Genomic DNA, 24,823 nt, shown 5'->3' with positions numbered 1-24,823 from the left:
CACCATGACGACTTCGCCTGAGTCCGCCCGGACCGCCGCGTCCGGTGCCCCGCGGACGGCCCGCCCGGCCACGGCCCCGCAGCAGCAGGCCGCGACCGACACCGACGCCTCGGCCCGCCGGCTCGCCTACCTCACGGTCGGCGTGCCCACCCTGGGCTTCGCCGGAGCGGTGGTCTTCGCGTACCACTACGGCTTCACCGGCACCGACCTCGGCCTGCTCATCGGGATGTACCTGCTGACCTCCCTGGGCGTCGAGGGCGGCTTCCACCGCTTCTTCTCGCACCTGTCCTTCGCGGCCAAGCCGGGCGTGACCGCCTTCTGGGGCATCGCCGGCAGCATGGCCGCACAGGGCCCCGTGGTCTTCTGGGTGGCGACCCACCGCCAGCACCACGCGTTCACCGACCGCGACGGCGACCCGCACTCGCCCCGCCCGATGCAGGACGGGCGCCGGTTCCCGCGGCTGCGCGGCCTGTGGCACGGCCACGTCGGCTGGCTGTTCACCGTCCGCCGGCAGAACTGGAGCCGTTACGTTCCGGACCTGATGAAGAACCGGCTCGTGATGAAGATCAACGAGTACTACTTCGTCTGGGTCCTGGCCGGACTCGCGCTGCCCGCCGTGCTGGGCTGGGCGCTGACCGGCGGTAGCCTCCGCGGCGCGGCCGGCGGCCTGCTCTGGGGCGGTCTCGCCCGGATCTTCCTGCTCGACCACGTGACCTGGAGCGTCAACTCGATCGGGCACACGCTGGGCAGCAGGCCCCACCGCACCCGGGACAACAGCCGCAACGTCGCGACGCTCGCGCCCTTCTCGGTCGGCGGCTCATGGCACAACAACCACCACGCCCAGCCCGCGCTGGCCCACAACCGGCACACCTTCTGGCAGATCGACATCGCCGGCGGCTTCATCCGGCTGCTGGACGTCCTGGGTCTGGTCACCAACGTGCGCTATCCCAAGCGCGCACGGCCTGCGCAGAACTCCGAGTAGAAAGGGAGCGGCCCCGTGTCTTCCGTTACCGCCGACCCGCTCGCGTCGGCGATCGTCAAGCTCGATCCCGCCAGCGCCCGTATCAAGCGCTTCTCCGCGCTCACCACGATGACGCTGCCGCTGATCGGCACCGCCGCCGCGGCCTGGTTCCTGTGGACCGGCAACTTCACCACCACCGACCTGGTCCTGTTCGTCGTCATGTACTTCGTGCACATGGGCGGCATCACCATCGGCTTCCACCGCTACCTCTCGCACAAGGCGTTCAAGACCTCGCCCGCGTTCGAGGCCGTCATGATGATCACCGGATCCATGGGGGCCCAGGGCCCGCTGATGTTCTGGGTCACCACGCACCGCCGCCACCACCGCTTCAGCGACCGCGAGGGCGACCCGCACTCGCCCAACCTGCACGGCTGGAGCCTCAAGGCCCGGCTGCGCGGCCTGTGGTACGCGCACATGCCCTGGATGCTCAGCGACGAGACCTCGAAGTGGAGCGTCTTCGCCCCCGACGTCCTGCGCGACCGCCGGCTGATGTGGTACAGCCGCACCTACCCGGCCTGGGTCCTCACCGGCCTGCTGATCCCGGCCGTCGTCGGCTTCGCCGTCGAGCAGACCCCGATGTCGCTGCTGACCGGCCTGGTCTTCGGCGGATTCGCCCGCATCTTCGTGGCCAACCAGGCCGCCTGGTGCGTCGGCTCCATCTGCCACGCGATCGGCAGCCGGCCCTTCGACAACAAGGACCGCAGCGCCAACAACTGGCCCGTCGCCGCCTTCACCTTCGGCGAGGGCCTGCAGAACAACCACCACGCCTTCCCGGGCTCGTACCGCCACGGCGTGACCTGGTGGGAGCCGGATCTGAGCGGCTGGCTCCTCTTCGGCCTGGGCAAGGCCGGCGTCGTCTGGGACCTGAGGGAACCGGACCAGGCCACCATCGAGCGGAAGCGCGCCATGAAGCAGGCCGCGTAACCGCCGCTGCCCCCACAGCAGTGCTTCACCCGCAAGAACGCACGAGCGCAAGAGCTTTCACCCTCGCACACCAGCAGGAGCGTAACCACCATGTTCGGACGCAAGAAGGACGCCCAGCAGATCCAGGGCCCGCTCACGGAGGACTCCCTGCGCCAGTGGCTCGTCGAGCACCTGGCCCAGCGGATCGAGGTGCCGGCCGCCGACATCGACACGCAGAAGTCGTTCGAGTCCTACGGGCTCGACTCGCGCGTCGCCGTCCAGGTCTCCGGCGCCCTGGAGAAGGTCGTCGAGCGCCGCCTCTCGCCCGGCCTGCTCTACGAGCACCAGACCATCGACGACCTGAGCGGCTATCTGGCGCAGGAACTCAGGCTGTCCCGCCGGACCGGCTGAAGGGAACCACGACGATGGGGGCATACAACTTTCCGTCCGCTCCGGACCGGGCGTTCGAGGACTTCAAGCGCAAGTCGGAGCAGATCGAGGGCGAAAGGCTCGCGGGGGCCATCCCGAGGGAGTTCTTCGAACCGAGAGTGGGCCGCGGCCTGCTCGGCTTCGCCGTCAGCTGGGTGCTGTACATCGGCGCCCTCGTCGGCATCGCGTTCTCACCGCACTGGCTGCTGTGGATCCCGCTGTGGATCGTCGCCGGCCTGGGCGGCTGGGGCCTGCACTGCATCGCGCACGACTGCGGTCACGGCTCCTTCTCCCGCTCGCGCAAGTTCAACTTCGCGATCGGGCACGTCTCGCTGCTGCCGCTGATCTACCCGTTCCACGCCTGGCGGCACGTGCACAACCTGCACCACAGCCACACCAACAACCTGGAGCTGGACACCGACTGGCGCCCGGTCCCGGCCGCGCTCTACGACCGGATGCCGCTGCACGAGAAGGTCATCTACCACGGGACGCGCACCTGGGCGTTCTGGGGCGGCACCATCAACTACTGGCGCGAGTCCGGCTTCCGGCCGAGCTACTTCCCCAAGCGCGAGGCGCGCCGCGACGTGCGCCGGTCGATGGTCTTCGTCCTGGCCGTCATGGCCGCCTACTTCGTGCCGCTGATCTGGTTCACCGGCTTCACCGGCTTCCTGATCTACTTCGTCGCCCCGTGGCTCGCGACCCACGCCTGGTTCAGCGCCACGACGCTGATGCACCACAGCTCCAGCGACATCCCGTACCTGACCAACGAGCACTGGACGCGCAACGCCAGCCGGCTGCTGGTGACCACCGACTTCGTGTACCCGAAGTGGCTGCTGTTCCTCACGCACAACATCTCCATCCACACGGCCCACCACGTCGCCCCGGTCGTCCCCTTCTACAACCTGCAGAAGGCGCAGCGCGCCCTGAAGGACGCCTACCCGGGCATGGTGCGGGAGGAGCGCGTGAAGGTCCGCCAGCTGAGCACCATCATCCGGCGGCTGCACTTCTACGACACGGAGTCGGGCTTCTACACTGACTTCAACCGCACCCGGATCGCCCCGGCGGACGCCAAGCCGGTGACGGTGAAGACGCCCTCATGACGCCCCTCTTCCTGAGAAGGCTCGCCCACGCGGCCGCCGGTGCCCTCGCCCCGGGCCCCGGCGGCCGCTGGGCCACCGACGTCTTCAGCCGGACCCGCGCCCTCGGCACGCAGCCCGACAACGTCCTGCCGCTCGGAGCCCGCGGCTTCGACATCCTCGGCAACCCCGACGTGCACGGCGGCTACCTGTGGGGCGACGACGACCGGCCCACCGCGCTCCTCGTGCACGGCTGGGGAGCCGACAGCAGCAGCATGTACTCGCTGATCGCCCCGCTGCGCGAACTCGGCTACCGCGTCGCCGCGTTCGACGCCCCGGCCCACGGCGTGCACCGCGGCACACAGGCGACCATGACCCAGTACACCGCCGCCGTCCGTGCCGCGCTCGACTCGCTCGGCGGCGCGAAGGTGATCGTCGCCCACTCGCTGGGCTCCATCGCCGCCGTCGGAGCGGTGGCGATGGAGGAGCGGCCGGACGTCGACTGCATCACGCTCGTGGCCCCCACCTGCACGCTCACCGCCGTGCTGGAGCGGTGGTCCAGGGGTGAGCTGATGCTCTCGCGGGCGATCGTCGACCGCATCTACCGCGAACTGCACCGCCGCAACGGGGTGCCCGTCAGCCACTGGGACGTCGTCGGCCTCGGCCGTGAGCTCGACATCCCGGTGCTGGCCCTCCACGACCCCGGGGACCCCGTCGTCCCGTACTGCGAGGCCGAGGCCATTGCCGCCGGCCTGAAGGACGTACGGCTCCAGCAGGCCCCGGGCCGCGGCCACATGGGGATCCTCATGTCCCCCGAAGTGAAAAGCGCCATCTCCGCGTTCGTCGCCGAACACGGAACGAGAACTGGAGAGACCATCCCGTGAGCGAAGACGTCGGGAAAAGGGCATGGATGTGCCTCGTCTGCGGCTGGGTCTACTACGAGTCCCTCGGACTGCCGGAGGAGGGGATCGCACCCGGCACGCCCTGGGAGGAGATCCCGGACGACTGGGAGTGCCCGGACTGCGGCACCACCAAGGCCGACTTCGTCATGGCACCGCTGTAGAACCGCTGTAGACCTCTAGGAGAAGTGACATGACCACACCGGTGATGGATCCCGGCCGGGCGATGATGACGCTGCTGAGCCCGGCCGGCAAGCGGGACCCCTACCCGCTCTACGAGGCGCTGCGCTCCTACGGGCCGCTGCTGCCGCTCGGCCCCGGCCAGCTGGTGGTCACCGGGCACGCCGAGTGCGCCAGGGCGCTGCGGGAACCCGCCCTCCTGTCGACCGACGGGGCCGTGCAGGACACGATGATGCCCGGCTGGCGCGAGCACTCCTCCTGGGTGTGGCTCACCAAGAACATGCTCTTCAGCAACAACCCCGACCACGACCGCTACCGGCGCTTCTTCAGCGTCGGCTTCACGCCGCGCCGGATCGCGGCGCTGCAGCCGGCGGTGGAGCGGCTGGTCGGCGGCCTGGTGGACCGGCTGGCCACCCTCGGCGAGGGCGGCGACCCCGTCGACTTCATGGCCGAGTTCGCCTTCCGCGTGCCGATGGCGATCATGGGCGAGCTGCTGGGCATACCCGAGGAGGAGCAGGCGGGGTTCCGGGGCCACATCGGCGCCATCACCACCGCGCTGGAGCCCATCCAGGACCTCGCGCAGCTCCTGCCCGGCGACGCCGCCATGGAGGAACTGGCCGTCTACTTCGGGGACCTGGTCGCGAAGCGGCGGGCCGAGCCCGGCGACGACCTCGTCAGCGAGCTCGTCCGGCAGCTGGACACGACGGGCGGCATCAGCCAGGAAGAGCTCGTCGCGAACTTCATGCTGCTGCTCGTCGCCGGCACCGAGGCCCCGATGGACCTCATCGGCAACGCGCTGCGGCTCGCGATCGAGCACCCGGAGCACGCCGACGCCCTCCGCGAGGACGACTCCCTCGCGCCGGGCTACGTGGAGGAAGTGCTGCGCTTCGACCCCGCGGCGCAGGCCCTCAACCGCATGGCCGTCCAGGACATCGACTTCTTCGGCGTCCCGCTGACCGCGGGCACGAAGGTCACGCTCCTGATCGCCGCGGGCAACCGCGACCCGCGGCAGTACGCCGACCCCGGCACGTTCAACCCGTACCGCAAGGGCAACCACGCGCTGACCCTCAGCGGCGGCGCGCACTACTGCCTCGGGGCGGGCCTCGCCCGCATGCAGGCGGAGCTCGCCCTGCCGGCGGTGCTGCGGCGCTTCCCGGGCCTCGCGCTCGCCGCCGAGCCCACGTTCCGCGACCAGCTGGTCCAGCGAGGCTTCGCCACGCTGCCGGTGAAGCTGGGCTGACAGGCCTCTCCGAGGGTTCCCCGCACCCTCCTTCCGCCGCGGCGGCGCTTAACCCCCGCGGCGGTTTCCGGCGGTGCCGTCCCCACCTCAGGTGGGTGCGGCACCGCCGGTCGCGTTTCCGGTGGCTGAGCGCCGTTGCGGCGGGAGGAACGTGCAGGGCATTGGGAACCGGTGAAGCAGCCCCCGCGATGATGGCCCCGTGAAGCAAGAAACCGCACGTCGTAGCCTCTGGACGCCGTCCACCTTCGTCACAGCGACCAGCGCCCTGGTCGCGGAGACGGCCGTCGCGGCCGTCGTCCTGATCCTCTGGGCGCCGGCGCAGCCGGTCTCGCCCTCCGAGGACGACAGCGGAGCCCTCGGCATCGTGTTCCTCCCGTTCTTCCTGGCCCTCTGGACCCTCGTGTCCGCCGCCCTCGCCGCCGCCCTCGTCATCCCCACCGCCGCGCTGGCCCGCCGCACGGCGGCACCGCTGCCCGTCCTCGCCCTGCCCGTCGCCGCGGCCGCCGTCCTGGCCGCGCTCGTGGTGTCGGGTCACCCGGGCGCCCTCGCCGGGCATCCGGCGGCCTGCCTGTACGGGTGGCTGGGCGTGACGGCCGCCATCGTGCCCGCCGCCCTGCTGACCCTGGTCGCCGACCGCCGTGCGGCCACGGCCCGGAACCCGTGGGGGCTGCCGCTGTGGCTGCTGGGAGGCAGCTGCCTCGTCCCGGTCGCCGGCCTGGTCCTCGTGGTCGTGGGGGTTCTCGTCCACCGGGCCGTCATGAACTGACAAACCCTCAGCCATGTTGATGTGACGCCTACATCACACCGCCGCCTCCCGGGGGAACGCTGTATGCTCACGTGAGTTGGAAAAGCCAACTCACTAGCGAGGAGAGCGATGACTCAGACTGCCGCCGGACAGGCGGTCGGCGTGACGAAGCCCGCCTTCGGCCCGGTGTTCGCCGTCGTGGTGGCCGGGGTGGCGATGTCGAACCTCGACATGTTCATCGTCAACGTCGCGCTGCCGGACATCGGCACCCAGTTCTCCGGGTCCTCCCTGGCATCGCTGTCGTGGATCCTGAACGCCTACGCGGTGGTCTTCGCCGCCCTGCTCGTGCCGGCGGGCAGCCTCGCCGACCGCACCAGCCCCCGCAACGCGTACCTGCTCGGCATCGCGGTCTTCACCGTCGCCTCCGCGCTGTGCGCCGTCGCGCCGGGCGTCTGGCTCCTGGTCGGGGCCCGTGTCGTCCAGGCGGTCGGCGCGGCGATGCTCATCCCGTCCTCACTGGGCCTGCTGCTCGCCGCGGCGCCGCCCGAGAAGAGGATCCCGGCCGTCCGCGGCTGGACCGCGATCAGCGGCCTGGCCGCCGCGCTCGGCCCCGTGATCGGCGGCCTCCTCACGCAGCTCGACTGGCGGTGGGTCTTCCTCGTCAACCTGCCGATCGGCGTCTTCGCCCTCCTCCTGGGCGCCCGGGTGCTGCCGCGCATCGCGGCCCGCCCCGCCGCCGCGCGGCTGGACCTGGCGGGCGCGGTCCTGCTCACGCTGGGCATCGCGGTCCTCGCGCTGGGCCTGGTCAAGAGCGAGGACTGGGGCTGGACTTCGGGCAAGGTGCTCGGCTCCCTGCTGGCCGCCGTCGTCCTCCTGGGCGCCTTCGTCGCCAGCTCGGCCCGGCACCCCTCGCCGGTCCTGCCGCTGGGCCTGCTGAGGATTCCCGGGGTCGGCCCGGCCACCTTCGCGAACCTCCTGTTCGCGATCTCCTTCGGCGCGATGCTGCTCTCCGCCGTGCTCTGGTGCCAGAACGTGTGGCACTGGTCGCCGCTGAAGACGGGTCTCGCCATCGCGCCCGGACCGGTCCTCGTGCCTGCCTTCGCGATGGGCGTGGGCCCTGTCATCAAGAGGTTCGGCGCGGCGGCGGTCTCCGCGGTCGGCAGCGTGCTCTTCGGCGCCGGCATCGGCTGGTGGGTATACCGGCTCGACACCGCCCACGAGTACGCCGCGGGCCTGCTCCCGGGCATGCTGCTCACCGGCATCGGGGTCGGCATGGTCGTCCCGACCCTGGTCGGCGCCGCCGTGTCCGCACTGCCCCCGCAGAGCTTCTCCACGGGCTCGGCGGTCGTCACGATGGCCCGTCAGGTCGGCTCCGTGCTCGGCGTGGCCCTGCTGGTCGCCTTCATCGGCGCGCCGGAGGGCGCGGACGCCGCCGTGACGGCCTTCGACCACGGCTGGGACTTCGTCCTCGTCGCGACGGCCCTGGCGGCCATCGCCTGCCTGTTCATCCCCCGCCCCAAGAAGCCAGCCGCGTAATGCCCTGACGCTCACAGGACAACCGCGGCACACGAGCCGGGCGGTCCGCGCAGACACCCCCGACTGCGCGCGACCGCCCGGCATTTTTGTGCCCGGAATCCACGCTTCAGCGCGAGGGGTGATTCAGATCACAGAAGGGTGGAGGCGATGATTCCGGCCCCTGACGCCAGGTGGGGCGGCAATTGCCCCGAGGATCATGGCCGAAAGTGTGTGGTGGAGGGTTTTTCGGTTTGCCTCGGAGGCTGTCGCGCCTCCCCCGGTCGGGGGTGGGCGGGGTGCGGGGGGTGCTGTAGAAGTGAGGGGTGAAGCGGGCATACGGTCTGTTTGCCGGTTCGCGGGGCGGCCTGGACCCCGGATTTCGTGGATTTATCTACCGCAAGAGGCCTGCAGAGCCGGTCAAGCGTCACCAGCCGTGCAAAACGGACAGGTTCGCTTCTCAAACCCGCATATGTTCCGGCCATTACCCCCCGGCATATTGCGCGGGGTTCGCCGGGTGCTGTTTTCTTGCGGCCAGGTAATCAGCCACCTGGGGGTATCGCCGATTATGGCAATCAAGATCAACCCGGCGCGATTCAGTCAGTTCGGCCCGGCCGATGGAAGCATCTTCTGCCTGATAACCAATCAGGAGATGGTGCAGGAATTCGAAATCGTCAGGGACGCCCCCTACGCGGAGTACCGGACGATCATCCTGAAGCCCGGCGACGACTTCGAGAAGATGCTCGCCGATGAAACGGTTCCGCAGAATTCGCACTCGCTGGTGATCTCGCCCTACCGGTTCTTCGAGTCGCCGTCCGAGGAAGCACTCGGCCCGCGCCGCAAGCTGATGGGCATGGCGTGCAACTCGACGCCGACGGACCTCGGCATCATCCGGCACTTCCTGGGCGTCATCGAGCGCACCTCCGCCCGGGAGCAGGCCGAGTTCAGCGACCGGTTCTTCGAGCTCGCGGAATCCACCGACCACCTGGTGTACGTCGACGAGCGGCACGGCACCCGCGCCGTCCTCGACCACCTCGCCGACGACCTGGTCTGGAACCAGCAGGCCGGCCCCCTCGAATGGGGCGAGCAGCAGATCGTGCCCTCGGGTGAGATCAGCGTCCTGCCCATGCAGATCGTCGAGTTCGACGAATCGCTGCACCTGCCGCTCGAAGGCAGCATCGCCTTCCGGGGCTTTCCGATCCTGCACAACGGCACGCCCTCCTTCCTCCGCAAGGACCAGGCCCGCCTCCAGGGCAAGCTGGCCGGGCTGGAGCACGAGGCCGTGGTGGCCGAGGTGCGGAAGGGAGCGATCACCTCGCTCCGGCCGCACCGCCCCGCCGGCGCTCCGGTAGCCGACGTCTTCGAGGCGATGTTCGAGATCGACTCCCGCTACACCCTGGTCTGGGAGATCGGCCACGCCCTCAACACCAGCCTGGATATCGTCCGGGGCAACCACGCGATGAACGAGGTCTACGGCGGCGACCAGGGCTGCCTGCACTGGGGACTGGGGCTCACGCCCTTCACCCAGTACCACCTCGACATCATCTCGCCCGACACCACCGTCTACACCGAGAGCGGTGAAGTGGTGCTCGGCAACAAAGGCGGCGCCCCGAGCGTCCGCATCGCCCCGGCCGCCTGAGCGGCCGGCGGCGGACGCGACGGGAGCGCGAAATCCATGACGACGGGAGGTGATTCCCCATGAAGAAGACCATCAAGGTGCGCAAGAACAGCAACTACCTCGGGACCCTGCTGGGCTAATCGCCCGGTACCCGGCCGGATCCGAGCCGATGGAGGGTGGTGAGTTCCCGTGAAGAAGACCATCAAGGTCCGCAAGAACAGCAACTACCTGGGGACCCTGCTGGGCTAATCGCCCAGCAGTCCATCCGAGAACAATCGCCATTGGCGGGAGGTGAGTTCCCATGAAGAAGACCATCAAGGTCCGCAAGAACAGCAACTACCTCGGGACCCTGCTGGGCTGAACCCGGGTGACGGGCTGAATTCAACAGCCCTGGCGCGAGGCGGGTCGAGGTGCTGACTCGACCCGCCTCGCCGACACGCAACACGCATAACTGGGAGTGGTGTCGCGATGATTATTGTCCGCCCCGAGGCCTACCGACAGTATCCGGTCGGCCGCACACACTTCGTACTGGTCCTGGAAAAGGAGCTCGCCGGGTTCTTCCGCCTCGACGGCGGCAGCCGGTACGAGCAGAGCGCCGTCGTGACGGCCGGCCCCGGCCGTACCCTGGGCGACATCCTGCGCACCGAGGTGCCGGACAACTGCGACGTCCTCGTGATCGCCACCGCCGATGCCCTGCTCACCGCCCCGGCCGCCGACGTCGGCCCCGGCCGTACCGTCGCCGCGATCCGCGCCGGCCAGGGCCCGCTCGCCCTCGACCAGACCGGCACCGTCCTCGCGGCCCTGGAGAAGACCGACCCCGCAGAGGTGCAGGCCCGCGCCGACCGGCTCGCCTCGGCCCTCGCCGCCTCCGGCGGCCTGCGGCTCACGGAGGCGCTCACCGGCTCCGTCGCCGAGCTCACCTACGACAGGCCGACCTGGTCGCGCACCGACCCCGGCCTCTTCCAGCCGGGCGCCGTGCGGACCGCACCCACCGGCCGGCTGCGCCTCGCCACCGACGTCACCGGCACCGCGCTCTCCGGGCAGATCACCGTCAAGGGCTGGCCCGTCGTCCGCGCCCGCAGCGCGAGCGCCGACCGCCGGCACGAGATCTACGAGCAGCTGACCGGGCTCTCGCACTACCCGCTCGTGCTCACCGTGGACAACGGCGCGGTCACCGACCTCAAGGCCGCCGCCACCGGCTCCGGCACGGCCGCGGCCGAGCTGGAGCGGCTCTTCGCCGAGCACCCCGACCACGCGCTGGTCTCCGGGATCGAGTTCGGCCTCGGCAGCGGGACGCAGCCGCTGCCCTTCAACACCGAGGCGAACTCCGCGGCCGCCGGCAAGGCCGCCGTCTCCGCCCACATCGTCCTGGGCGCCCTGCCGCAGACCCCGTACCAGCTCACGCTCGCCTGCTCCACCAGCACGGTCACGGCCCCCGGCGGCACCGAAGCCCTGGCCGGAACCGGCACGGAGAGCGGCGGCGAGCGGCCCAGGCGCCGGATGAACCGGGTCACCTCGGCGAGCTGCGGCTGCCACTGACGCACGGTCCACCACTCCACGCGGCGGGCGACCGACGCCGCCCGCCGGCCGCCCCGGCCCACCGCCGGCGGCCGATCGCTGCGCGAGGGGCGGGGGCGTACACCTCAGGCAGCCACGGGAGGAACCCCCTCGATGACCACGACCGCACCCCGGCAGCACCTCGCCGACGGGCCCGTATGGGAACGGCGCTTCCGCGCCCCCCGCCACACCCTCCCGGCCTGGGCCAAGAGCGCGCCCGACCGCTGCGTCTTCGTCAGCGACCTCTCCGGCATCGCCCAGGTGTACGCCTGGGACCGCGCGGCCGGCACCCTCCGCCGCGTCACCGACCGGCCCGCCGGCACCCAGCAGTGCGCCATCGAGGCCTCCGGGGAAGCGGTGTGGTGGTTCGACGACGGCGACGGCGACGAGTACGGCTGCTGGATGCGCCAGCCCTTCACCGGCGGCCCCGACACCCCGGCCGTCCCCTCCACCGGCCGGTACTGGCCCTCGGGCCTGGCCGTCGGCCTCGACGGGCACGTCCTGCTCGGCTGCTCGACCGAAGAGGGCGCCGCCGTCCACCTCGTCCTGCCCGGCGGCGCGGCCCGCCCCCTCTACCGGCACGACGAACCGGCCTACGCCGTCGACCTCTCCCGCTCCCTCGACCTGGCCGTCATCGCGCACAGCGAGCGCGGCGACCTCTGGGACCTGGGCGTGCGCGTCCTCACCACGGACGACGGCACCACCGTGGCCGACCTCGCCGACGACGAGGGCGGCCTGGAGGCCGTCGGCTTCTCGCCCGTGCGCGGCGACCCGCGCCTGCTGCTGCAGCACCAGCGCGAGGACCGCTGGGAACCCGTCCTCTTCGACCCGCGGACCGGCGAGCGCACCGAACTGCGCCTCGGCCTGCCCGGCGACGTGTCCGTCCAGTGGTTCCAGGACGCCGGCTCGCTGCTCGTCGTCCACGACCACGAGGCGCGCTCCACCCTCCACCGCTACGACCTGGGCAGCGGGCGGCTGGAGCGGATCGGCACCCCGGCCGGCGTCATCGCCCACGCGCGCACCCGGCCCGGCGGCGACGCCTGGCTGCTGTGGTCGAGCTCGGCCCGCCCGCCGGAGTTCCGCGGCCTGCTGGAGGACCCGCGGCTGCCCCTGCCGGACCAGCCGCCGCCCCCGGCCGCCGATGCCCGCGACCTGTGGGTGGACGGCCCCGGCGGCCGCATCCACGCCCTGCTGAACACGCCCGCGGGCCCGGGCCCGTACCCCACCGTCTTCCTGCTGCACGGCGGCCCCGACGAGCAGGACGAGGACGCCTTCGACCCGGCCGTCGCCGCCTGGACCGACCACGGCTTCGCCGTCGTGCGCGTCAACTACCGCGGTTCCACCGGCTACGGGCGCGAGTGGACCGAGGCGCTGCGGCGCCGCGTCGGCCTCACCGAGCTGGAGGACGTGTCCGCCGTCCGGCAGTGGACGGTCGACCACGGCGTGGCCGACCCCGCCCGGCTCGTCGTGGCGGGCTGGTCGTGGGGCGGCTACCTCACGCTGCTCGCGCTCGGCACCCGGCCGGGGGAGTGGGCGCTGGGGCTCGCCGGCGCGCCGGTCGCCGACTGCGCGGCGGCGCACCACGGCGCGATGGAGGAGATCAAGGCCCTCGACCGCAGCCTCTTCGGCGGCACGCCGGAGGAGGTGCCTGAGCGCTACCGGGAGTCCTCGCCGCTGACCTACGTCGACGCCGTCCGCGCGCCGGTGCTCATCCTCGCCGGCGCCAACGACGCCCGCTGCCCCGTCGGACAGGCGAAGGACTACGCCGAGCGGCTCGCGCTGCGCGGCGTCCCGCACGGCCTGCACGTGCACGACGGGGGCCACAGCGTGACCGGCGTGGAGGAGCGGGTGGCGCTGTTCCGCCGGCAGCTGGAGTTCGCGCGGACCCATCTGCCGCCGGCCGGGCCGTAGCCCGTCCCGCGAACCGTCCCCGGCCCGGCCGGGGGCGCCGCGCAGCGGGCTCTGGTCCGGTCCCCGGCGGCGGGGGTCCACCGGGAACCGGGCCGGAGCCCGCTGTGCCTGTACCGGCCTCGACGGCATGAGCTGAGGAGACCTCCTTGAACGGTTACGTGAACGGACTCGCCGTGCTCGCGTTCTCGTCGCGCTTCCGGGACGGGATCCCGGAGCCCCACCCCTGGTCCCGCCGGCACCTGCTGCTGCGGCGGGGCCTTCCCCCGTACGCCCCCGGGCCCTCCTACTCCAGCGCCCCGTCGACCTGGGCCAGATGGGAGCGGAACGCATAACCGGGGTCGGCGCGCCGCCGCTCCAGGAAGCGGTCCCAGCTCAGCTGCTCGCGCAGGCTGACGCCCTGCAGGGCCAGTTGGGCCTGGGACCGCTCGGCCCGGACGATCCGCGCGGCGAGGGCCGCCACCTCGTCGCGGGCCGCGGCCGGGACGAGGAGCACGCCGTCGGTGTCGGCCGCCAGGCCGTCGCCGTCCCGCCCGGCGATCCGGGGGAGGGCGGGCGGTGCGGGGCGGGCGGGGCCGAGCCGGGGCGAGGCGGGGCAGGGGCCGAGGCTGAAGACCGGCAGGCCGATGGCGGCCAGTTCGTCGCTGTCGCGGTGGCAGCCCCACACCACGATGCCCGCGATGCCGGCCTGCAGGGCCTCGATGGCGACGAGGTCGCCCACGCAGGCCTCGTCCGTGCGGCCGGAGTTGTCGACGAGGAGGATGTCGCCCGGGGCGGCCGCGTCGATCCCGGCGAAGATCGAGACCACGCCCTCGCTGTGCTCGACGCGGCGCAGCGGCCCGGCGCAGCGCATGCCCGCCGCGACCGGTGCGAGCGGCAGGGGCGGCAGCTCGACGGCGGCCCCCAGGCGGACGCCCGCGTCCCACAGGGCCGTGGTGGGCAGCGGTGCCGTGGTGCCGGCGGCCGTGCCGGCCGGTGCGGCCGTGGTGGTGCTGTCGGGGGGCGGCGTGGGTGTCATGGGTGCCTCCTTCCGGTCGGGAGCGGGAGATAGTCCGGGAACTTTGGGGTGGCTGCGGGGGCTGCCCGCGGTCCGGGTCAGCCGGTCACCAGCCGGGTGAGGGCCGTGGCCGCGGCGCCGAGCACCACCACGAGCAGGGTGGGCCACTTGCGCCAGACGCCGAAGGCGCCCACGACGAGCCCGACGGCGCGGGCGTCGATGACGAGCGACCTGCCCTGGCCGAACATCTGGGTGGCGATCAGGGCGGCCAGCAGGGTGGGCGCCATGAGCGTGACGACGCGCTGCATGGCCGCGGGCAGCTCCTCGCCGCCGAGGAGGACGGGGCCGGTCGCCTTGAGCGCCATGGAGACGGCGCCGACCAGGAGCACGGCGAGCCAGAGTCCGGTCATTTCCTCAGTCCCAGCAGGCAGGCGGCGGTGGCGGCGATGAGCGGTACGCCCGGTGAGGCGAAGGGGACCAGCGCCAGGGCGATGGCCACGCCCAGGATCGAGGCGGCGAGCGCCTTGCGGCTGGTGATCTGGCCCTTGAGGAGGGCGATGAACAGGACGGGCGAGACGACGTCGAGCCCGAAGCGCTCGGGATCGCCCAGGTAGTGGGCGCCGAGCAGGCCGACGGCGGTGCCGCCGACCCAGGCCGCGTAGACGAGGACGCCGGCGCCGAGCAGCCGGCCGCGGGAGTAGCGGCCGTTGCCGATGTGGCCGACGGCCCAGGACTCGTCCACCACGAGCTGGGCGGAGAGGAAGCGCTTGAGGACGCCGCCGGTCATGGCGGGGGCGACGCTGATCCCGATGGGCAGGTAGCGGGAGTTGAGCAGGACGGCCGCGACGATCGCCGCGGCGACCCCGCCCCCGGTGCCGAGCACCGAGGCGGCGGCGAACTGCGCGGACCCGGCGAACGTGGTCAGTGACATCACCACGGGGGCCAGCACGCCCATGCCCGCCGCGCGGGCCACGATGCCGAAGGAGACCGCGAATCCGAAGACCGCGACGGCCAGGGGCACGGCGGCCCGCAGACCGTAGAGTGCCTCCTCCCGGAATCCGGCGGCGGAGGCGGGTGTTTCCAGCGGTGGCGCCGCCCCCTCGGCGGGTAATGCCTCTTGCGAGTCCATCGACATCCTCCGCGAACATGCGGGCAACAGGAAACAGCGCCGCCGTAGGTGATGCGGTGGCGACCACGAGCAGCAATAGTACGGAGTCATGGTGAGGTTTACTAGTTACTCAGACGGTTCGGTGACCCTGGCTGAGGACCTGGTCAATACCTACAATATCGTGCGCAATGTGGAGAAGATGCCCGATGTTGCGGCCTTGTCCGCCCTGCTCGACGCCCATGGCGTCCGCCCGCCCGCCGCCCCCACCGAGGCGGACCTCGCCGCGGCGCGCGAGCTCCGGCCCGTGCTGCGCGAGGTCTTCGGCGCCCCGGACGCGGCGACGGCCGTCGCCCTGCTCAACGACCTCCTCGCCGCCCGCGGTGCCGTCCCGCACTACACCGACCACGACGGCTCGTGGCACCTGCACGTCGCCGCGCCCGGTGCCCCCGTCATCGACCAGTACGCGGTCAACGCCGCCATGGGTCTGCTCACCGTGGTCACCACGACCGGCGTGGAGCGGCTCCACGTGTGCGTGGGCAACCGCTGCGCCGAGGTCTTCGTGGACACCTCCCGCAACCTGTCGCGGCGCTTCTGCTCGCCGCAGATCTGCGGCAACCGCGCGACGGCGGCCGCCCACCGCGCCCGCCGGAAGGCCGCGGACCCGGCGCTCTAGGTCAGTAATCTCCCTATTTGCCCCTTTTTGATCCGGATATTGACACTCCAGAGGTGATCTATATGCTCATTCCACTAGCTGACTAGTGAATTAGCAGGCGGGGCAGGTGGGGTGGGATGACAACAGCCGACGGCGCGAGCCGCTGGGCCGTCGAGGCGCGCGGGCTGGGCAAGTGCTTCCGGCGGCGCAGGGCCGTCCAGGACCTCTCCGTCCGGATCCCGGCCGGCGCGGTGTGCGGGCTCGTCGGCCCCAACGGCGCGGGCAAGAGCACGCTGCTGGGCATGGCCGCACGGACCGTCCGGCCGACGGAGGGGAGCCTGCGGGTCTTCGGCTCGCCGGTCGCCGACCCCGCGGGCCTCGCCGACACCGCCTACCTCGCCCAGGACAAGCCGCTCTTCCCGTACTTCACGGTCGAGGAGACGCTCCGCATGGGCCGCGAGCTGAACCCGCGCTGGGACCAGGCGGTGGCCGAGCGGATCGTCCGGTCCGGGAAGCTGCCCCTCGGCGCCCGCGTCGGCAGCCTCTCCGGCGGGCAGCGCTCCCGCGTGGCCCTCGCGCTGGCCTTCGGCAAGCGCCCCCGCCTCCTGCTCCTCGACGAGCCGATGGCGGACCTCGACCCGCTCGCCGCCCACGAGCTCGGCGGCCTCCTGCTGGCCGAGGCGGCCGAACAGGGCACCACCGTCGTGATGTCCTCCCACCGGCTGGCCGACGTGGCGACCATGTGCGACCACCTCCTCGTCCTCGCCGGCGGCCGGGTCCGCCTCGCCGGCGAGACCGACGAACTGCTCGCCGCCCACCGGCTGGTGACCGGCGTCCACCTCACCGAAGGCGTCCCCGCGGCGATCGCCCGGCACACGGTCGTCGAATCCCGCACCACGGGCCGCCAGTTCACCGCCCTCATCCGGCCCCGCGGCCCGGTCGAGGACGACTGGAAGATCATCGAACCCGGCCTGGAAGAAGTCCTGCTGGGCTACCTGCGCTCGCCCGCCGCGCCCCCCTTGCTCACCGACGCGGCCCGCACCGACGGCCCGCACGACCCGGAACAGGAAGACGAAGAGGTGACGGCATGAGCACGGCCGTAGAGGAACCCCTCGCCGCGCAGACCGGCAAGCAGCCGCCCCGCATCCTGCGCGGCCTGCCCTGGCTGGTCTGGCGGCAGCACCGCACCGCCTTCGTGGCCTGCCTGATGCTGACCGCGGCCGGCTGCATTCACATGCTCTGGCAGCGCCACGTGACGCTCGGCTGGCTCGGCCCCGCCCGCACCCACGGCCCCCTGAAACTCGTGGAGGCCTCCGGGCAGGCGTACGGCGAAGCGTTCCAGAACGGCGCCTGGCTGATGTCGCTGGTGCCCGTCGCCGCGGGCGTCTTCCTCGGCGCCCCGCTGATCTCCGGGGACCGCGAGCGCGGCACCGTGCAGCTGGTCACCACCCAGTCGGTCACCCGCGGCCGCTGGCTCGCCGCCAAGCTCGGCACGGCGGTGCTGATCACCATCGTGTGCTCCGCGGCCCTCTCGGCCGCCTTCACCTCCTGGTGGGAACCTGCGCACGACCTCTTCAACGCCGGCGAGTGGAACTCGGACGAAGTCTTCTTCACGACCGGCCCCGTGCCCGTGGCGGTGGCCCTGCTCCACCTCGCCGTGGGCACGGCGCTCGGCATGGCCGTCCGCCGCACCCTGCTCGCCATGGGGCTCACCCTCGGCTTCACCATCGCCTGGGACATCGTCCTGTCCGCCTGCGTCCCGCACGGTTTCGCGAAGCCCCGCGTGCTCGTCAACCCCGTCGAGGAGGGCCAGCCCGCGCTGCCCGAAGGCGCCGTGCGCCACGACAACTGGACCGTCGACGCCCACGGCGGGCTCCACGGCTTCGGCACGTGCTTCAACGAGAGCACTCCTGCAGAGTGCAGGAGCAACAAGGGCATCGTCGCCGAGCGCCTGGAATACTTCGGGTACGACCAGATGCCCGGCATGCAGTGGACCTACGCGGCGCTCGTGCTGGCCGCGGCCCTCGCGATCCTCGCCCTCACCCTGTGGTGGGGCCGGCGGCGCCCGCTGTGACCCGCGCCGCACGGTCGCCGCACGCAGGGACGGGATGAGGGGGGGCCGCACCATGGTCGAGTTCAGGATCGACCGGCAGAGCGGCATGGCCGCCTACCTGCAGATCGTCCAGCAGGTCCGGGAGGCGCTGCGCCTCGGCATCCTCACCGCCGGGGACCAGCTGCCCACCGCCGCCCGCGTCGCCGCCGTCACCAAACTCAACCCGAACACGACGCTCAAGGCCTATCGCGAGCTCGAACACCTCGGGCTCGTCGAGGCCCGGCCGGGCGTCGGCACCTTCGTGAGCGCCGCCCCCGCGCGGCCCAGCCCCCTCGCCGACTCCCCGCTGCGCGGCGAGCTCGCGGACTGGATGGGCCGGGCCCGCCGGGAGGGCCTCGACTGGACGGACGTCTCCGCGCTGATCACCGCCGCCCGCGCGGAGCACTACCCCGCCGTGTGACGGCCCAGCCCCCGCACCACCGCACCGCGTACTCCCGTACGTCCCCGACGAAATGGCATGACCGCCCATGACGGCACTCGCCCCCGACCCCTCCACCGCCGGCCCCGGCGCGATACCGGCCCCGCCGCACCCGTCGGCCCCGTCCGTGCAGCAGCGAGGGAAACGTATCTTCCGCTTGGCGCTGCCCGCGCTCGCCGTGTACGCGGTCACCACCGTCCTCCACCTCGTGATCCTGGCCGCCATGAGCGACCCGGACGGGCCCGGCCTCCGCAAGCGCCTCCTCGCCTGGGACGGCAACCTCTACGTGAGCATCGCCCAACACGGCTACCCGCACGGCTACTCCTACGCCGGCGACGGCAGCCTCACCGGCAACAACCTCGCGTTCTTCCCGCTGTTCCCGATGCTGATCCGCGCCGTCCACGCCGTCACCGGCCTCGGCTGGGGCACCTCCGGCATCGTCGCGGCCCACCTCGCGCTGATCGCCGCGCTGATCGCCGTGCACCGCCTGCTCGCCGCGCTCCACGGGACCCGCACCGCCCTCATCGCGATCGTGCTGCTCGCCGGGGCGCAGCCGATGTCCCTGTCCTTCCTCATGTCCTACAGCGAGTCGCTCTTCCTCGCCCTGGCCGCCGGCACGCTCCTGGCCGCGCACCGCAAGGCCTGGCTCACCGCCGGCGCCCTGGCCCTGCTCACCGGCCTCACCCGGCCCGCCGCCGCGGCCGTGGTCGCCGCGCTCGCCGTCGCCGCCGGACTGCACCTGCTGCGCGAACGCCGCCTTCGCCCGCGGCCCCTGGCGGCCGTCGCCCTCGGCTGCCTCGGCACGCCCCTCTACCTGTGGTGGGTCGGACGGCGCGTCGGCGACTTCGGCGCCTGGTTCCGCATCCAGGAGGCCGGCTGGGGCACCCACTGGGACAACGGCGCCGCCTTCCTCGACTTCCTGGGCGAGACGCTGCACCGGGGCGACGGCTGGGTTTCGGTGAGCACCGCCGTACTCCTCCTCGCCCTCCTCTGCGCCACCGTGCTCACCTGGCACCGCGGCACCTGGCCGCCGCTGCTCGTGTACGGCACGGGCATCGTGGTCCTCACCCTGGCCCAGAGCAACTACTCGCACTCCAAACTGCGGCTGCTCATACCCGCGGTCCTCTTCCTCGTCCCCGCGGCCCGCGCCCTGGCGGCCGCCCGTACCCGTACGGCCGTGACCGTGCTGTGCGCGGCGACGCTGTTCGGCTGCTGGTACGGCGCGTTCATGCTCACGGTCTGGAAGTACGCGATATGAGCGGGGCGCGGCGTCCCGCGGTCCGTTACGGCTTGAGGGCGATCCCCGCGTAACAGACGGCCTCCGCGGCCGTCGGACGGCCCGGCTCCTCGGGCTCGTCCGGGCGCCAGCGGTGGGCGAGGGTGATGCCCGGGTCCACCAGCTCCCAGCCGTCGAAGAAGCGGTGGAACTCGGCCTTGCCGCGCAACTGGAGCGGCGTCCCGGCCCGCGCGTAGATGTCCATGATCCGGCCCGTCGCCAGCGGGGAGAAGTCGGAGGTGCCGTGCGTGACGACGAGCGCGCTGCCACTGGGCAGCGCGTCCTTGAGACGCTCGACGACCGCGTGGGCGCGGTCCCGGCCGTCGTCGGTGATGAAGTGCAGCAGGGCGTTGAGGGTGAGGGCCACCGGCCGGCCGAGGTCGAGCGTCGTGAGCAACTCCGGAGCCCGCAGCACGCTTTCGGGGTCGGTGACGTCGGCCTCCACGTAGGCCGTGCGCCCCTCCGGGCGGCCGCGCAGCAGCGCGGCGGCGTGGGCGAGGACGATCGGGTCGTTGTCGGTGTAGACGACGCGGGCCGAAGGGACCACCTCCTGCACGGTCTCGTGCAGGTTGGGCGAGGTGGGGATGCCGGTGCCGATGTCGAGGAACTGGGTCAGGCCCTCGCGCGCGAGGTGGCGCGCGGCCCGGTGCACGAACGCGCGGTTCATCCGGGCCGCGTCCCCGGCCGACGGGAAGACCGCGAGGACCTGACCGGCGGCCTCGCGGTCGGCGGCGAAGTTCGTCCGCCCGCCCAGGAACCAGTCGTAGATGCGGGCCGAATGGGCCCGGTCCAGCCGGAGGTCGACCACGGGATCCTCGCGGGTCTCGCCCATCTTCTCTGCCTTCCCGTCGCGTTACGGCTGCCCCATACCTGTCCCCGGTCACGGAGGGGTAACCCACCCGGTGCGGAGGGCCGGACTTTTTGCGCGGTTGCGGCACGGCGGGGCCTGCTTTTCCGGTTCATTGGAACAACGCAGAAGAACCAGAGGAACTCGACGCGAGAGGCGCCCATGACGGACAGCGGTCGGACGCCCGCGCCCACCGGGACCGCGGTCCCGGCCGAGCGCCGGATGGAGATCGCCTTCACGGCCTTCCGTGAACTGCACGAGCACAGGTGGGGCGCCTACGCCTTCCTGCACACCGGGGACGCCGAGGCCGCGGCGGACATCACGGAGGCGGCCTTCGAGCGGCTGTGCGTGCAGTGGCCGCACGCCCTGCGCCAGCCCTGCGCCGACTCCTACGCCTGGTCGCTGCTGAAGGAGCACGTCGCCGGCTGGCTGGCCCGGCACCGGCGCGGCACGGCCCTGGCGACGGCAGCCTTCCACCGCGCCGCGCACGCCGAGGGGCCGGAGCGCGCACAGCGGTTCCGGCTCCTGGAGAGCCGCATCGCGCTGTACGCGGCGATCGCGCGGCTGCCCGAGCGGCAGTGCGACGCACTCGTCCTCAACCTGGTGATCGGCTACAGCCTGGGCCAGGTCGCGGACCTGCTCGGCGCCGACCGGGCGGCCGTGCGCTCCCTCGTCGGCCACGCCAAACGCAAGGTTTCCGCGGCCTTGTCCGCATTAGAGGTCCAGCACTCCGGCAGGGGGAAGTAATGCCGCGCAGCCACGACACCGAGGGTGACCTCATCGAAGCCATGCTCACCTCGGACGCCCGCGCCATCGCCGTGGAGTTCGAGAGCCGGCGCCGGCCGGGCCGCCGCCGCCCCGGGAAGGCGGCCCTGGCCGACGGCCCCAGCGCCCGCGACGAGGCCGGCCATGAGCTCGACCTCGCCTGCGTGCTGGTGATCAACGCCGTCGAGGCCGCGGCGAGCCTGGAGCGGTTCGCGGACGACCGGGGCATCGACCCCGAGGGCGCCCTCGTCTTCGCCTGCCTGCTGCACGTCACCGGGCACACCGGGGCCGCCGACTTCTGGTGGCAGTTCGCCGCCGGCGGAGGCAGCCGGACCGCCGCGTACTGCCTGCACCTCTCGCACCGCCGCAACGGCGAGTTCCGCGACGCCGCGTTCTGGCGCGCCCAGGCCGCCCACGACCCGCAGGAGCCGCCGCGGCCCGCCTCCCGGGTGGACAGCCGCCGCAAGCTGCTGTCCGACGCGGCCCGCCACGAGCTCCTCGTGCAGTGGCACAGCGGCCTGACGCCCCATCTGCCCGCCGCGCTGGAGAGCCTCGTCAACCGCCTCACGGTCGACGGCGACGACGCGGACTTCGGCGAGGTGCCCCAGCCCGACCCCGGGCTCGTGGAGCGGCTGTCCCGCGAGGCATGAGCCGTACGGGTGAGGGCACGGATGCCGTCCGGTGCGAACGGGAAATCTCCTTCCGTGACGGGCGACGTGGCCCGTCACGCCGTGCCACGCCGCCGGGAAGGGACCGCCGCGATGACCCTGATCTCCGCCCAGGACGGTCTCGTCGTGCCACCCGGCGGCGGCCGCACCCTCGTCACCCCCGCCCAGCAGGTCACCTTCAAGGTCACGGGGGAGCACTCGCGCGCCGCCTCCAGCTTCGAGGTCGTCGTCCCGCCCGGCTTCGACGTCGGCGCGCACCTGCACACGCGCAGCGAGGAGCTCTTCTACGTCCTGGAGGGCGAAGTGGACGTGCTCGCCTTCGAGCCGCTCGTCCGGACGCCGGAGAACTGGCGGGAGTGGCGCTCCGCCACCGGCCGGCGGTACACGCGGGCCACTCCGGGCACGGTGATCCTCGTCCCGCCGGGCTGCCCGCACGCCTTCGCCAACCCGACGTCCGAGCCGGTGCGGATGTTCTTCCAGGCCTCGCCGCCGCCCGATCACGAGCGCTATTTCGAAGAGCTCTTCGAGATCCTGGAGGCGGGCCCGCCGGTCGACCAGGAGGCCATCGCGGCGCTGCGCGTCCGCTACGACATCGAGCAGATCACCCCGCTGCGGACCGCCGGGCCCGCGGCGGGCTCGTGACGGGCCTGCGCGGGGTCCTCGAACCGCACGTCCGCGGCGGTGCGGTCCCGGAGCGGTGGCGCTGGTCGCTCGGGGCGACCGGACCGGCCCGGAGCGGAGGCCGTCGGCTCGGCCGGTGGCGGCGGGGTTCGCGGTCCCGGCCGCGGAGCCCGGCCGGTTTCTGGCCTCCGGGGCCTCCGGCGCCTGCGGCCTAGACGGCTGCGGCCGCCGCCACCGGCGCGCGGCGGGCCGGGACGACGACGGGGGAGCCGTCGGCGGGCGCCTCCAGGATGTCGGCGTCGATGCCGTAGAGCTCGCGCACGAGGGCGGTGTCGACGACGTCGCGCGGGGCGCCGTGCGCGACGACGCGGCCGTCCTTCATGGCGACGATGCTGTCGGCGTATCGGGCGGCGCTCGCGAGGTCGTGCAGGACCATCACGACCGTGCGCCCGGCGAGGGCCACCTCGCGCGCGAGGTCGAGGACCTCGACGGCGTGGCCGATGTCGAGGGCGCTGGTCGGCTCGTCGAGGAGGACGACCGGTGTCTCCTGGGCGAGGACCATCGCGAGCCAGCAGCGCTGCCGCTGGCCGCCGGAGAGCTGGTCGAGCCGGCGGTCGGCGAGCGCGGCGACTCCGGTGGCGCGCAGCGCCTCCGCGACGGCCCGCTCGTCGTCGCGCGACCACTGGCGGAACAGGCCCTGGTGCGGGTGGCGGCCGTAGCGGACGAGCCCGGCGACGGTGACGGCCTCGGGGGCCAGCGGCGACTGGGGGAGGAGGGCGATGCGGTGTGCGGCCTGGCGCTGCTTCAGCTGCCAGATGTCGGCGTCGCCCGCGTACACCCGGCCCGACTCGGGCTGGTGGAGCCGCGCGACGGAGCGCAGCAGCGTCGACTTGCCGCAGCCGTTGGGCCCGACGATCGCGACGACCTGGCCGGAGGGGATGGTCAGGTCGACCCCTGCCACGGCGCGGTGGCCGGGGTAACCGGCGACGAGCTGTTCGACGCGGAGCTCCACGGGCAGGCCTTTCCAGAAGATCGCCGGTTCTTGTGGACCCTCCCGGGGGGAGAGCTTTAAGGTAAGGCTAACCTAATGTCTATTGTGGGTCCGTGCGAGGGGTTCCTTGCGCTTCCCGCCGCCCTTTGTCCTTTCTTTTCCATTCCCTTCTTCGCCACGTCCGGAGCTTTCCATGACCGCACCCACCCGCCTCCTCCCCTTCGCCCCGCGCCGTGCGGTGCAGGTGCTCGCCGCCGTGGGGGCGGCCGCGCTGCTGGTCACCGGCTGCGGCTCCGACTCCGGCAAGGGCTCGGACAAGGAGTCCGGCAACGCGGCCGAGGGGGGCGGCGGCACCCGCACCGTCAAGGACGCGACCGGCACCGCGGTGAAGGTCCCGGCCAGCCCCAAGCGCATCGTGACACTCACCCAGGAGGACCTGGACGCGGTGCTGGCGCTCGGCGTCAAGCCGGTCGGCATCACCAACGGCCAGGGCCTGAGCAAGCCGCCGGCCTACCTCGCCGACAAGGTCAAGGACATCAACGTCGTCGGCAATCTGCTGCAGCCGGTGATGGACAAGGTCGTCGCCGCCAAGCCCGACCTCATCCTGGCCGGTGACATGCAGGACGAGCAGATGCTGAAGCAGCTGCGCGAGATCACCCCGGCCACGCTGGTCACCATGGCCCCGACCGACGACTGGAAGCTCTCCTTCCGGGGCATCGGCAACGCCCTGAACAAGATGAACGAGGCCAACAAGGTCATCGGCGACTACGAGGCCAAGGCCAAGAAGGCCGGCGAGGGCCTGGGCGGCAACAAGGGTGCCGAGGTCAGCATCGTCCGCTGGAACCCGGACGGCCCCAGCTGGATGGAGAAGAAGCAGTTCGCCAGCGGCGTCGCCCTGGACATGGGCCTCAAGCGGCCCAAGAACCAGGACAAGGACGGCAACGCCCACACCCCGGCGCTCAGCCTGGAGAAGATCAACGAGATCGACGGCGACTGGCTGTTCCTGTCGACCCTCACCTCCGACGGTGAGAAGGCGCTCAAGGACGTCCAGGAGAAGCCCGCTTACAAGGACCTGAACGCGGTCAAGAAGAACCACGCCGTGACGGTGGACGGTTCGGTCTGGTCGACCCGCGGCGGCCCGATCGCCAGCGGCGTCGTCGTGGACGACATCGCGAAGGCGCTGTCGGGGAAGTAACCCCCTCGCCCTCAATCGCCGGACAGGCAATAAAGAGAGCCGTCCGGCGATTGAGGACCGGGGTCCGGGGCAGAGCCCCGAAGC

26 protein-coding genes are annotated in these 24,823 nt (G+C 72.3%); 21 read left to right on the top strand and 5 right to left on the bottom strand.

Annotated features, from left to right (window positions below; all coding sequences use genetic code 11):
- The first annotated feature begins 4 nt into the window (after window positions 1–4).
- From IF61_RS0105080 to IF61_RS0105025, 12 genes are all read left to right on the top strand, one after another.
- Window positions 5–982 carry an acyl-CoA desaturase gene (locus tag IF61_RS0105080; RefSeq protein ID WP_030365017.1) on the top strand — a complete coding sequence of 326 codons (978 nt, stop codon included), beginning with the start codon at window positions 5–7 and terminating at the stop codon, window positions 980–982.
- Between the two features lie 15 nt (window positions 983–997).
- The gene (locus tag IF61_RS0105075; protein ID WP_030365016.1) at window positions 998–1,945 is read left to right on the top strand and encodes an acyl-CoA desaturase; all 948 of its coding nucleotides are present in this window, start codon (window positions 998–1,000) and stop codon (window positions 1,943–1,945) included.
- A 90-nt stretch (window positions 1,946–2,035) separates the two neighbouring features.
- Window positions 2,036–2,335 carry an acyl carrier protein gene (locus IF61_RS0105070; protein WP_030365015.1) on the top strand — a complete coding sequence of 100 codons (300 nt, stop codon included), beginning with the start codon at window positions 2,036–2,038 and terminating at the stop codon, window positions 2,333–2,335.
- A 14-nt stretch (window positions 2,336–2,349) separates the two neighbouring features.
- Window positions 2,350–3,453 carry a fatty acid desaturase gene (locus IF61_RS0105065; RefSeq protein WP_030365014.1) on the top strand — a complete coding sequence of 368 codons (1,104 nt, stop codon included), beginning with the start codon at window positions 2,350–2,352 and terminating at the stop codon, window positions 3,451–3,453.
- On the top strand, window positions 3,450–4,313 hold the full coding sequence (locus IF61_RS0105060) for an alpha/beta fold hydrolase (protein WP_030365013.1): 864 nt from the start codon (window positions 3,450–3,452) through the stop codon (window positions 4,311–4,313). Before IF61_RS0105065 ends, IF61_RS0105060 begins: the two co-directional genes overlap by 4 nt.
- On the top strand, window positions 4,310–4,492 hold the full coding sequence (locus IF61_RS0105055) for a rubredoxin (protein WP_372504645.1): 183 nt from the start codon (window positions 4,310–4,312) through the stop codon (window positions 4,490–4,492). Before IF61_RS0105060 ends, IF61_RS0105055 begins: the two co-directional genes overlap by 4 nt.
- A 29-nt stretch (window positions 4,493–4,521) precedes the next feature.
- Entirely contained in the window at window positions 4,522–5,748 is a 1,227-nt protein-coding gene (locus IF61_RS0105050) for a cytochrome P450 (protein ID WP_030365011.1), read from the top strand.
- A 199-nt stretch (window positions 5,749–5,947) separates the two neighbouring features.
- Window positions 5,948–6,514 (top strand): hypothetical protein, encoded by a 567-nt coding sequence (locus tag IF61_RS0105045; RefSeq protein WP_030365010.1) that lies wholly within the window; start codon window positions 5,948–5,950, stop codon window positions 6,512–6,514.
- A 108-nt stretch (window positions 6,515–6,622) separates the two neighbouring features.
- A complete protein-coding gene (locus tag IF61_RS0105040) occupies window positions 6,623–8,029 on the top strand; it encodes an MFS transporter (protein ID WP_030365009.1) in 1,407 nt (468 codons plus the stop codon).
- A gap of 628 nt (window positions 8,030–8,657) precedes the next feature.
- Complete coding sequence (locus tag IF61_RS0105035; RefSeq protein WP_245684400.1) at window positions 8,658–9,644, top strand: hypothetical protein; 987 nt, start codon at window positions 8,658–8,660, stop codon at window positions 9,642–9,644.
- A gap of 447 nt (window positions 9,645–10,091) precedes the next feature.
- Window positions 10,092–11,162 (top strand): hypothetical protein, encoded by a 1,071-nt coding sequence (locus IF61_RS0105030; protein ID WP_030365007.1) that lies wholly within the window; start codon window positions 10,092–10,094, stop codon window positions 11,160–11,162.
- Window positions 11,163–11,294: 132 nt separating this feature from the next.
- Window positions 11,295–13,091 carry a prolyl oligopeptidase family serine peptidase gene (locus IF61_RS0105025; RefSeq protein ID WP_030365006.1) on the top strand — a complete coding sequence of 599 codons (1,797 nt, stop codon included), beginning with the start codon at window positions 11,295–11,297 and terminating at the stop codon, window positions 13,089–13,091.
- A 283-nt stretch (window positions 13,092–13,374) separates the two neighbouring features.
- Here the strand turns inward: IF61_RS0105025 and IF61_RS0105020 are convergent, their stop codons facing one another.
- From IF61_RS0105020 to IF61_RS0105010, 3 genes are all read right to left on the bottom strand, one after another.
- On the bottom strand, window positions 13,375–14,106 hold the full coding sequence (locus IF61_RS0105020) for an RraA family protein (RefSeq protein ID WP_052392404.1): 732 nt from the start codon (window positions 14,104–14,106) through the stop codon (window positions 13,375–13,377).
- Between the two features lie 77 nt (window positions 14,107–14,183).
- Window positions 14,184–14,495, bottom strand: coding sequence for an AzlD domain-containing protein (locus tag IF61_RS0105015; RefSeq protein WP_030365004.1), 312 nt, complete (start codon window positions 14,493–14,495; stop codon window positions 14,184–14,186).
- Window positions 14,492–15,214, bottom strand: a complete 723-nt coding sequence (locus IF61_RS0105010; RefSeq protein WP_157848543.1) for an AzlC family ABC transporter permease — start codon at window positions 15,212–15,214, stop codon at window positions 14,492–14,494. Before IF61_RS0105010 ends, IF61_RS0105015 begins: the two co-directional genes overlap by 4 nt.
- Window positions 15,215–15,302: 88 nt before the next feature.
- Here IF61_RS0105010 and IF61_RS0105005 point away from each other — a divergent pair, with 88 nt between their 5' ends.
- The 5 genes from IF61_RS0105005 to IF61_RS0104985 all read left to right on the top strand — a co-directional run bounded on the left by IF61_RS0105005 (window position 15,303) and on the right by IF61_RS0104985 (window position 19,634).
- Entirely contained in the window at window positions 15,303–15,866 is a 564-nt protein-coding gene (locus IF61_RS0105005; RefSeq protein WP_078659967.1) for a CGNR zinc finger domain-containing protein, read from the top strand.
- Between the two features lie 116 nt (window positions 15,867–15,982).
- A complete protein-coding gene (locus IF61_RS0105000; protein ID WP_030365001.1) occupies window positions 15,983–16,936 on the top strand; it encodes an ABC transporter ATP-binding protein in 954 nt (317 codons plus the stop codon).
- Window positions 16,933–17,919, top strand: coding sequence for an ABC-2 transporter permease (locus tag IF61_RS0104995; protein ID WP_030365000.1), 987 nt, complete (start codon window positions 16,933–16,935; stop codon window positions 17,917–17,919). Before IF61_RS0105000 ends, IF61_RS0104995 begins: the two co-directional genes overlap by 4 nt.
- Window positions 17,920–17,971: 52 nt before the next feature.
- Window positions 17,972–18,358: a GntR family transcriptional regulator gene (locus IF61_RS0104990; RefSeq protein ID WP_030364999.1), complete on the top strand. Its 387-nt coding sequence runs from the start codon at window positions 17,972–17,974 to the stop codon at window positions 18,356–18,358.
- 67 nt (window positions 18,359–18,425) lie between these two features.
- The gene (locus tag IF61_RS0104985) at window positions 18,426–19,634 is read left to right on the top strand and encodes a hypothetical protein (RefSeq protein ID WP_245684399.1); all 1,209 of its coding nucleotides are present in this window, start codon (window positions 18,426–18,428) and stop codon (window positions 19,632–19,634) included.
- Between the two features lie 25 nt (window positions 19,635–19,659).
- On the opposite strand, the gene IF61_RS0104980 is transcribed toward IF61_RS0104985, so the two are convergent.
- Complete coding sequence (locus IF61_RS0104980) at window positions 19,660–20,484, bottom strand: SAM-dependent methyltransferase (protein ID WP_030364997.1); 825 nt, start codon at window positions 20,482–20,484, stop codon at window positions 19,660–19,662.
- A 177-nt stretch (window positions 20,485–20,661) separates the two neighbouring features.
- Between IF61_RS0104980 and IF61_RS35020 the strand changes: the two genes are divergently transcribed.
- The 3 genes from IF61_RS35020 (at window position 20,662) to IF61_RS0104965 (ending at window position 22,574) form a co-directional block, all read left to right on the top strand.
- Window positions 20,662–21,246 (top strand): sigma-70 family RNA polymerase sigma factor, encoded by a 585-nt coding sequence (locus tag IF61_RS35020; protein ID WP_245684398.1) that lies wholly within the window; start codon window positions 20,662–20,664, stop codon window positions 21,244–21,246.
- Window positions 21,246–21,914, top strand: a complete 669-nt coding sequence (locus IF61_RS0104970; protein WP_052392403.1) for a hypothetical protein — start codon at window positions 21,246–21,248, stop codon at window positions 21,912–21,914. Before IF61_RS35020 ends, IF61_RS0104970 begins: the two co-directional genes overlap by 1 nt.
- A 111-nt stretch (window positions 21,915–22,025) precedes the next feature.
- Window positions 22,026–22,574, top strand: a complete 549-nt coding sequence (locus IF61_RS0104965; RefSeq protein WP_030364994.1) for a cupin domain-containing protein — start codon at window positions 22,026–22,028, stop codon at window positions 22,572–22,574.
- 190 nt (window positions 22,575–22,764) lie between these two features.
- On the opposite strand, the gene IF61_RS0104960 is transcribed toward IF61_RS0104965, so the two are convergent.
- On the bottom strand, window positions 22,765–23,565 hold the full coding sequence (locus IF61_RS0104960; RefSeq protein WP_030364993.1) for an ABC transporter ATP-binding protein: 801 nt from the start codon (window positions 23,563–23,565) through the stop codon (window positions 22,765–22,767).
- 172 nt (window positions 23,566–23,737) lie between these two features.
- Between IF61_RS0104960 and IF61_RS0104955 the strand changes: the two genes are divergently transcribed.
- Window positions 23,738–24,739, top strand: a complete 1,002-nt coding sequence (locus IF61_RS0104955; protein ID WP_030364992.1) for an ABC transporter substrate-binding protein — start codon at window positions 23,738–23,740, stop codon at window positions 24,737–24,739.
- The last annotated feature ends 84 nt before the right edge of the window (window positions 24,740–24,823 follow it).

It is taken from the genome of Streptomyces roseoverticillatus (assembly GCF_000719265.1).
In the GTDB taxonomy this organism is placed as follows: Bacteria; Actinomycetota; Actinomycetes; order Streptomycetales; family Streptomycetaceae; genus Streptomyces; species Streptomyces roseoverticillatus.
The sequence above is the reverse complement of the archived record's forward strand: the minus strand, read 5'-3'. Positions and strand labels throughout refer to the sequence as shown.

What these genes read in the sequence shown, in the direction of transcription:
- IF61_RS0105020 (WP_052392404.1), bottom strand. Translation starts at nt 14,106, where the DNA reads ATGACACCCACGCCGCCCCCCGACAGCACCACCACGGCCGCACCGGCC.
- IF61_RS0104980 (WP_030364997.1), bottom strand. Translation starts at nt 20,484, where the DNA reads ATGGGCGAGACCCGCGAGGATCCCGTGGTCGACCTCCGGCTGGACCGG.
- IF61_RS0104970 (WP_052392403.1), top strand. Translation starts at nt 21,246, where the DNA reads ATGCCGCGCAGCCACGACACCGAGGGTGACCTCATCGAAGCCATGCTC.
- IF61_RS0104955 (WP_030364992.1), top strand. Translation starts at nt 23,738, where the DNA reads ATGACCGCACCCACCCGCCTCCTCCCCTTCGCCCCGCGCCGTGCGGTG.
- IF61_RS0104995 (WP_030365000.1), top strand. Translation starts at nt 16,933, where the DNA reads ATGAGCACGGCCGTAGAGGAACCCCTCGCCGCGCAGACCGGCAAGCAG.
- IF61_RS0105040 (WP_030365009.1), top strand. Translation starts at nt 6,623, where the DNA reads ATGACTCAGACTGCCGCCGGACAGGCGGTCGGCGTGACGAAGCCCGCC.
- IF61_RS35020 (WP_245684398.1), top strand. Translation starts at nt 20,662, where the DNA reads ATGACGGACAGCGGTCGGACGCCCGCGCCCACCGGGACCGCGGTCCCG.
- IF61_RS0105035 (WP_245684400.1), top strand. Translation starts at nt 8,658, where the DNA reads ATGGTGCAGGAATTCGAAATCGTCAGGGACGCCCCCTACGCGGAGTAC.
- IF61_RS0104990 (WP_030364999.1), top strand. Translation starts at nt 17,972, where the DNA reads ATGGTCGAGTTCAGGATCGACCGGCAGAGCGGCATGGCCGCCTACCTG.
- IF61_RS0105005 (WP_078659967.1), top strand. Translation starts at nt 15,303, where the DNA reads ATGGTGAGGTTTACTAGTTACTCAGACGGTTCGGTGACCCTGGCTGAG.
- IF61_RS0105015 (WP_030365004.1), bottom strand. Translation starts at nt 14,495, where the DNA reads ATGACCGGACTCTGGCTCGCCGTGCTCCTGGTCGGCGCCGTCTCCATG.
- IF61_RS0105065 (WP_030365014.1), top strand. Translation starts at nt 2,350, where the DNA reads ATGGGGGCATACAACTTTCCGTCCGCTCCGGACCGGGCGTTCGAGGAC.
- IF61_RS0105060 (WP_030365013.1), top strand. Translation starts at nt 3,450, where the DNA reads ATGACGCCCCTCTTCCTGAGAAGGCTCGCCCACGCGGCCGCCGGTGCC.
- IF61_RS0105050 (WP_030365011.1), top strand. Translation starts at nt 4,522, where the DNA reads ATGACCACACCGGTGATGGATCCCGGCCGGGCGATGATGACGCTGCTG.
- IF61_RS0105070 (WP_030365015.1), top strand. Translation starts at nt 2,036, where the DNA reads ATGTTCGGACGCAAGAAGGACGCCCAGCAGATCCAGGGCCCGCTCACG.
- IF61_RS0104965 (WP_030364994.1), top strand. Translation starts at nt 22,026, where the DNA reads ATGACCCTGATCTCCGCCCAGGACGGTCTCGTCGTGCCACCCGGCGGC.
- IF61_RS0105000 (WP_030365001.1), top strand. Translation starts at nt 15,983, where the DNA reads ATGACAACAGCCGACGGCGCGAGCCGCTGGGCCGTCGAGGCGCGCGGG.
- IF61_RS0104985 (WP_245684399.1), top strand. Translation starts at nt 18,426, where the DNA reads ATGACGGCACTCGCCCCCGACCCCTCCACCGCCGGCCCCGGCGCGATA.
- IF61_RS0105010 (WP_157848543.1), bottom strand. Translation starts at nt 15,214, where the DNA reads ATGGACTCGCAAGAGGCATTACCCGCCGAGGGGGCGGCGCCACCGCTG.
- IF61_RS0105025 (WP_030365006.1), top strand. Translation starts at nt 11,295, where the DNA reads ATGACCACGACCGCACCCCGGCAGCACCTCGCCGACGGGCCCGTATGG.
- IF61_RS0105080 (WP_030365017.1), top strand. Translation starts at nt 5, where the DNA reads ATGACGACTTCGCCTGAGTCCGCCCGGACCGCCGCGTCCGGTGCCCCG.
- IF61_RS0105030 (WP_030365007.1), top strand. Translation starts at nt 10,092, where the DNA reads ATGATTATTGTCCGCCCCGAGGCCTACCGACAGTATCCGGTCGGCCGC.